We start from the raw sequence: 7,738 nt of genomic DNA on the forward strand, positions 1-7,738 counted from the left end.
CCTACCGCTACCGCGTCGCCAAGCCGGTCACGCCACTGGCAGCAGCGAATGATCCATTCATCATCGGATTGCTGTTCGGGCTGCACGAAAAGCAAGTCTCGGCAAACTGACACGCCCAGTCGCCAGCCAGGCGAGTCGTCGCGTCTGTGATGATGCCGCTCGAGAATTTCATCGGCTGTCGCGGCGAAACTCCACTCGATCGCGGCGACGTAATCCGCTCGCTCAGTCGGCCCATGCACGGCGGCGGTGATCGGCTCGGGCGTCGGTTCGGGCTGTCGCCACGGCGGACGATGTGAGTTGACTTCGGGGGTCGGCTGGGCAATCATGATTGCAGTCCTGCTTCCATTGGGGTTGCGGGTTTAATCAATCCAACTTTGGTCGGTTGCCAGATTGATTTACGAAAGTCGTTGGCCGCTTGGTGGTCAGCGGCTTTTTTCGTTTGGTGCCGACACAAAAAAAGCCAACGCCGGCGCCGTGGAGGCGATGGGTTGGCTCCGTTGGTCGGCGGCCTGGTTTGGTTTGGTGATGTGTCAGATGCCAGCGGCAGCTAACTCTTGCTCAGCTTTCCGCTGCCGTTCGGTACCCGCGACCTTTGCCGTTTCGGGAGCGTTCCCGTTCTTCGCGGCCGTTACTCCGGCAATGAATTCATCGATCCATTCGGGCGTCGTTCGGCGACACCCAAGGACGTACTGGGTCTTGAGCTTCACGTTGCACAATCCGCGAGATGCGTATCGGTGCAGTGTGGACACGTGAGGTCGTTCACCAGTCTCTCGCTCGTAGTAGGCGGCTGCACCTGACATTCGCAGCATGCGATGAGGATTTGGCTTGGGTTTGCTTTTGTGCATTGCTTGCGTCCCGTTGGTCGGAATTGAATTGTCACGCAAGCGAAGTTACCGGCCAAACGGTGAAGAAAGATCCATCCTTCATCGCTGCTTTTTAGAATTTCTTTTGATCGCTCTTTGGTGCCATTCCGTCGTTTCAATTGGCGGTGAATATTCCTTCAGCCAGTCCGCAACGGTGCGACCGCTGCGAGACTTGGGAAGCTTTCTCCCAACGCGAGATTGGATGTCTTTCACCGATTTTTCTGGAGCAAACTTCGATTCATCTCGAAGCATTGCAAGCATCAATTTGCGGCTGGGTTGGTTGTCTTCTTTTCTCGCCTTCTGCTCGTCGCCGCGAAGCTTCCCAGATGATTCTTGGCGTTTATAAGCCAGCCGTGACGCTTCAAAAAAGTCGCGGCGGATTAAGCCGACAAGAACACCAGCACGGAAGTCAGCAAGCTGTGTCATTGATTGACTATTGCAATGGTGAAGAAGCTTCACGGCGTTTTCCGCGAGTTGGCTTTCTGGCAGGCGAAACGTTTTTTCGATACCACGATTCGAAAGCTTTATTTCTTTGCCACTGGCGGTTTGAATCGCAAACAACAGATTCCAGACCATCAGTTCCAGATCGCAATTTGTTGCGTCGGAATCACTGAAAATGAAGCCTTCACGCAATTCATTGGATAAGATCAGTTCGGCGGCGGTGTCTTCGCTCGAACAGTCAACGGTGTCCCAATGGACTTTCTTCTTGGCCACGCCAATATTCCTTCCAGGTGAAAGAGAGCCGACCGAACCGGCGACCACGGAAAGGATCGTGAACACCGGTTCGATCGTGCGGCGAGGATCAGTCGCCTACCCGTTACCGTCTCGCCGTCGCGAAACGATGTTTCATTGCTGCGACGGCCGTCGCTGTCGCAGCGTTTCGATTATCGCCTACCCAACCTGCCGGGCAACCTCGATCGCTTTTTCGCGGTCTCGCTCGGCATAGATTTGAGTCACGTCGGCAGCGGCATGACCAAGAATCACTTGGGCCGCTTCCAACCCGAATCGCTTGCGAATCTCAGTTCCTCTTGTGTGTCTCAACTGGTTTGGATGCCAGCGATTCACTCTCTGCCATGCTTTCAATTCATCGAGTTGGCTTTCTGTCAATCGGCGAAGTCTTGCCGCATTGGATTCCCCTGGCATGCAGCCGAGTGGGGCGGGAGCTGGAAATGCGATCGCGCAAGCGTATTTGATGGCGTTGGCGTAGCTCCCGGTGTTGAACTCATTCCGCTGCTTCGGCGTCCGCTCACCCTTCTTAAATTTCCCATCGTTTTTTGAGCGTTTGCCGCGTCGATTACCACAAGATTGTGGAGTGATTCTTTTGGACGCTGCGAGCTCCCGGCGTTGTTCAACGGCTTCTGCCATCGAGAAGCAAACCGTGTCAGCGTCGCGGAACAAATAGGGCCCCAAAATCGATTGTGCGTCGGGCCCGATGAATACGGTGCGGCTCCTGCCATGGTGCTCGGTCTTATGACCAAAAACCCTGTACTCCCAAACTTCACCATCTCGATGAAGGCAGGCTGGAGTCATTGCACAGACCTCGCCTGGTCGAGCACCAGTGAGCAGCTGGAACCGAATCATGTCGGCGGTCACACGTGGAAGGTGTGGCAGTGTTGCTTCAACTACTTCCAGAGCGACAGGCAGAATCGGATCGGCTTCACGCACCTGGCAGCGGCCTCTTTGCAAGCCGTCCACCGCCAATAGTCCTTGATGAACGGATGGCGGAATTAGCTCTTCGCCCACCGCCCATTTGAACAGTCGCTTTAGCCTGCCGGCATTCTTATTGACGGTCGATCGAGCTTGACCACGGTCAATCCAGACCTGCCGGACTGCTTTGAATGCGATCGGACCAAACTCGACGGCTGGCCTGTCACCATAGAGACGTTTGATATCGCGGATGACTAATCGATAGGCTTCGACTTCGTTTGTAGGTTCGCCGTTCTTGACGTACCAGACCTGGGCGAACTTCCAGAATGCCGCCAAGACCTCGACCACTGTGATGAGTTCTTCATCGTCCTGCGCAACCGGTCGCCGTCCATTTGCAAGCCATTCAGCGAGCAGCCGATCGTACTCGGCTTTGCTGGTCTTGGTTCCATGCGGACCGAGATAGTGATCCTTACCACCAAGGTTCACGACAGCTTGTCCGCTGGCCTTATGCTTGCGGTACTTGGGCAATGACTTCGAGAGTTTGGGCACGTGAAACGCCTCCAATGTTCTCAAAACGGTATGTACCGTTTTGGGTCCTTAGGAAAACGCCGCACGGGCGACATGCCCGGTATCTACTTAAGCCGCAAATTGCGGGAGATTCGGCTACGAGAGAGAGGGTGGCTGAGGGGACTCGAACCCCCGACCTTCGGAATCACAATCCGACGTTCTAACCAACTGAACTACAACCACCGTGAGCGAGCGACGAATTTATCGACGTGGTCTGACGTGGTCAATCCCGTTGGAACGCCCGGAATCACCATTCCTTCATAGAAATAAGCTGCTTGTCCGCAAAATTGGAACTGTCCAACCAATTTGCTGCTTCGTCCGGAACGTGCGTGCATTTAAACTGGACGTGGATACACCAACGTGGCAGTATACCCCCGAAGCAGGTGGGTGGATGTCGATCCGCTCACAATCGTTTGCGAGTTCACGAACTGAACCCGAGCCTTGCCCCAAATGTCGACGCAACCTGGCTCGATTCTTTTCCGGCTAATTCGCATGTCGGCGTGCTTTTTTTGAAGCGCCGGCGCAGGAATGCTACGATGATGTCGACGACGGTCTGACAATGCCCCTTGAACGATGGCCCGTTTGAAATGTCGCAATGGGAAGACTACACCGGTGATGAGTGGATGCGTCCACTGGCAAGCCAGGATACGCGGACCAAGCACATCCTTGACCGTGAGACTCAAGGCATCAAGCCGCGCCCACGTCTGCAGGCACCGCCGTACAAGGCTGGTGATACCTGGGGCGAGTTCACTCTCGATGAATGGTTGGGGTCGGGCACGCACGGATGGGTGTTTGCCGCCAGAGAGAACGCAACCGATAAGCCTGTCGCGCTGAAGATTCTGGCTGTCGAAGACGATCCAGGCACGACGCTGGCCAAGACGGGATTCCGTCGAATGGCCAAATTGAATCATCGCAACTTGATGCGTTTGCATGGGATCCACGAACACGACAAAACGGTCGCGTTCAGCATGGAGCGGATCGACGGCATCAACTTGACCACCGCAATTCGGCGCTGGCGAAACGAGCCATTGGATGTTGCCTGCGAACACATGACGGAGATGGTTCGTCAGATTGGTTCGGCGATCGGATGGATGCACGCTCGCGAGTTGGTGCACCGAGATCTGAAACCCAGCAACATCATGGTGACGGACGACTACAAACGGTTTGTCGTCATCGATTACGACTCCGCGGGCATGTTCCAAGAATGCGATGCGGAATCGATGCGGGCGTATCTGATTTGGACGCCGATGTACGTCGCGCCAGAGGTCTTGGTGCGACAGCGTCATACACCGTCGAGCGATGTCTTCAGTTTGGGAATGGTTGTCTTGGAGGCACTGCGTGTCTTCAGCGCCGCTCAATATCGTCGCGAAGGATCGCTGAAGAATGAATCGCGGCCCACAGATGGTGGCGATGAGTCATTGGGCATTCGTCGCGACAAATCCGACGAGGAACAAGATCGGATGTTGATCACCAACGCGGTTCGCGGGTTGCATCCGAGCATCCCCGCAGACTTGTTGGAAACGCTGGACGAGATGCTGGCACCCGACGAGGCGGACCGTCCCATGGCGATGACGCTGTCGCGATTGGGGCGTCCACTCGAGGCGATGCAGATGACTCGGATCACCGACGTTGATTCCAGCCGAGTTCGCGAGGCGACCCAGCAAATTCGTCACGATGAACTGTCTCGCATTCACCGATGGAGTCACCTGGTGTTGGGCGGGCAGGTCCAACGATTGCATCTCAGTGGTGACTCGGGGATCGGCAAGTCAACATTGTTGGATGTCGCTCTGTCACAGTTGCGTTCGCTTTCTTGGACGCAGGTGTTCGTTGCCCGTTGTCAGCAACGCGATCAAAAGCCGCTGCAAGCTTTCAGCCAAATCTCTGATGAAATCACGATGCGTTTTCGCGGGATGGATCGCGAGCCGCTGCAGGTGGATTCCGTCACAGTCAGTGTGTTGACCAGCATTCTGCCTGGGTTGGCGGAGGTGTTGGAAGTGGATCGATCGCAGCCTTTGTTGCAGACATCGCCAACACGTCCCGGTGGTCTAGAAGCCGCGCTGAAGGTTTGCGAACGTTTGCGAGAATACGGACCTGTGTTCTTCGTGATTGACGACGTGCAGTGGGCGGACCGCGACACGATCTCGGTGTTGGACTATTTGCAGTCCGGCAGCATGAACCGGCCGAAAGCACCTCAGTTGCAAGGACTGGGGTTGATCACGGTCTCGCGAACCAATGGCGACCGACAAATCACGCTGCCCGACGAGACGATCAATCTCGGGCCGCTGCCGGACGAAACCGCGATTGAAATGCTGATGCGGGAAGCCTCCAAGTACGAACTGGAGATTCCAGAGGCTCACTTGAAAGATTTGGCGAGTCAGATTGATGGGCTACCGTATCGGCTCGATGCGTGTTTGGAAGAGCTTCGTCCGGGCGGATGGTTGTCAGACGCGATTCAAAAGAATGGAAATGAAAGCGGCAGCATGACCGTGCCGTCGATGGAAACGCTGTGGCAAAGTCGGTGCGAACAATTGCCGCCGGGTGCGTTGCAGTTGCTTCGACGAATTGCGGCCGCGGGACGTCAGTTGCCTGTCGAAGAGCTTCGGGTTTGGGATGAAGATGAATCTTGCCTGGAAGAACACTTGGATGAGTTGCAGCGGCGTCGACTGATCGTCCGCGGTGAATCGTCTGGACCGACCGTGCAAATTTGGCATTCGCGGCTGGGCGAAAAGGTTCTGGACCAGATGTCAGAACCAGATATCCGCCAGTTGCACCTGGATTGGGCGGAGACGCTGTCTCATGTTCGGCCGGACGTTGCCAATGTGATTGCGTCGCACTACCAGCGAGCGAAGGTTTACGAACCGCTGGCGAATTGGGCCAAGTTGGCTGCTGAGCAAGCCCAACAAATGTTTGCTCACCGAGAAGTCGCATCGTGGTTGCAGGTGGCGGCGGATCATTCCGAAGGTGAACAGCGAATTGCTTACCTGAAAGAAGCTTCGTTTGCTTGGCATCGCAGTGGCTTGCTCAGCGATGCGGCGACGACACACGAGGCGTTAGCGGAGTTGTTGGATGGACACGCTTCGTTCGAGCAAGAGCTTCACCGAGTGGAGTGTTTGATTCGATCGGGCGAGTTCAGCGACGTGAGTCGATTGGTGGAACCGTTGATCGCTCAGCTTGGTTTGCCACGACTGAAGTCCAAATGGGCGTTCAAATTGTCGGTCATGTGGCGGATCATTCGTTTGCTGCCGATGCAGCGTGATCTCACGACGCTCCTTGACCAACCTGCCCCACAACGCACGTGGCAGGAAGGCAGCCAAATCGAGGCCTGCAATCGATTGATACGCCCGCTCAGCATCATCAACAACGATGTCGCGGTTGAATGGGGGCTGTTTGCAGCACGACAAGTTCGGTTGCGGGGAACGACCGGCGAACGTTTGCAGTTGGGCGTGGGCGAAGCCGTTTTTGCTTGCTACAGCCCAGGGAAAGCTCGCGAACGAGCCGGGCAGATGTTGGAGCGAATGTCCGGAGCTTTGAAGCCGGAGGACGATCCGTCATGGCACGGTGATGTCAACAGCGGGTTGGCTTGGCACGCGGCCATGGACGGTCGATACGCCGATGCTCTGGCTCCTTGCGCACGGTCTAAGAAATTCTATGCCTTGAGCGAGCACGCCAAGAACTTTGAGATTGCACACACTTCATACGTCGAACTGGCGTCCTTTTTCCAATGCGGGATGATCTCAGAGATTCGACAAGCCGTCGCTGAGATGCAGGCTGAGGGTCGGACGACCAACGATCAGTTCGTGACGATCATGGGCACGTTGGGGTATGCATCGGTCGCGTTCTTTTCCGACAACGACTTGGCTCGGATGGATTTGGCCTCGGAACGTGTCCGCGAATCCATGAAGCAGGTTGGAAGAACGTCCTTCTTGTTTGTTCAACAATTCAAAGACGTGCTGCGTGACCTTTACACAGCGGATGTTACCAACGGAGCATCCAAGTTGGACCTGCTGCCTCGGCAGATGCAGGTCACGGATTTGAAACGGGTTCAAATGATTCGGATCAACTTCCAAGAGTTCTTCTGTTTGTTGTCACTTCAGGCATTGAGCTGCAAAACCAAGACAGCCGAAGCCGTGATGCAGCGATCCATCAAGAAGCTCCGCCGAGAACGATCTGAATTCGCGCGAATGAAGGCGAACTTCTACGAAGGCATCCAGATGGCTCGCAGTCCCGTTGCTGGGATGGATGTCTACGCTCGCGAACTTCTGGTCGCCGCGAAGGCGAAGGCTGAAGAACTACGTCTGACACCGTTCGTACTGGCCACCGGCGATGAGTTGAAGTGGCTGGAAGACATCAACCAACCGTCGGACTTGGAAGCCTATTTGGCTGACCAGGGGGTGGTCGCACCGTCACGCTTCGCAAGACTCTACCGCGGCGTCGAGCGGCCGGAAGCCTAAGTAAACGTCCGTTGATCGATCCTCGTTCGCAACGCCGATGACGATCGCTGTGAATTGCTGGGAAGAGCCGACCGAGTGAATCACTGACGAGCACGCTGGACACCAGCACGTCGTGAGAGGTCGTGAAGTTTTCTGATACCGCTATTCGGCAGATTTCCATATATCGCACCTCTCCCGAAACGGAGTTTGGGGAGAGGTCGAGCGACGCCG

General features: G+C 55.7%; 5 protein-coding genes and 1 tRNA gene. 1 reads left to right on the forward strand and 5 read right to left on the reverse strand.

Annotation, left to right across the window (positions count from 1 at the left end; all coding sequences use genetic code 11):
* The 5 genes from B2R17_RS07845 to B2R17_RS07865 all read right to left on the reverse strand — a co-directional run.
* A partial coding sequence (locus tag B2R17_RS07845) for a hypothetical protein (RefSeq protein ID WP_286763534.1) occupies positions 1 to 326 on the reverse strand: 326 nt, incomplete at its 3' end.
* 204 nt (positions 327 to 530) lie between these two features.
* Complete coding sequence (locus B2R17_RS07850) at positions 531 to 884, reverse strand: DUF1580 domain-containing protein (protein WP_286763535.1); 354 nt, start codon at positions 882 to 884, stop codon at positions 531 to 533.
* A 39-nt stretch (positions 885 to 923) separates the two neighbouring features.
* Positions 924 to 1,577, reverse strand: coding sequence for a hypothetical protein (locus tag B2R17_RS07855; protein ID WP_286763536.1), 654 nt, complete (start codon positions 1,575 to 1,577; stop codon positions 924 to 926).
* A gap of 177 nt (positions 1,578 to 1,754) precedes the next feature.
* On the reverse strand, positions 1,755 to 3,059 hold the full coding sequence (locus B2R17_RS07860) for a tyrosine-type recombinase/integrase (protein WP_286763537.1): 1,305 nt from the start codon (positions 3,057 to 3,059) through the stop codon (positions 1,755 to 1,757).
* A 127-nt stretch (positions 3,060 to 3,186) separates the two neighbouring features.
* Positions 3,187 to 3,260 (reverse strand) — tRNA-His (locus B2R17_RS07865).
* A gap of 383 nt (positions 3,261 to 3,643) precedes the next feature.
* On the opposite strand from B2R17_RS07865, the gene B2R17_RS07870 reads away from it, so the two are divergent.
* A complete protein-coding gene (locus B2R17_RS07870; RefSeq protein WP_286763538.1) occupies positions 3,644 to 7,528 on the forward strand; it encodes a serine/threonine-protein kinase PknK in 3,885 nt (1,294 codons plus the stop codon).
* The last annotated feature ends 210 nt before the right edge of the window (positions 7,529 to 7,738 follow it).

The organism is Rhodopirellula sp. UBA1907 (assembly GCF_002337565.1).
GTDB classification, from domain to species: domain Bacteria; phylum Planctomycetota; class Planctomycetia; order Pirellulales; family Pirellulaceae; genus Rhodopirellula; species Rhodopirellula europaea.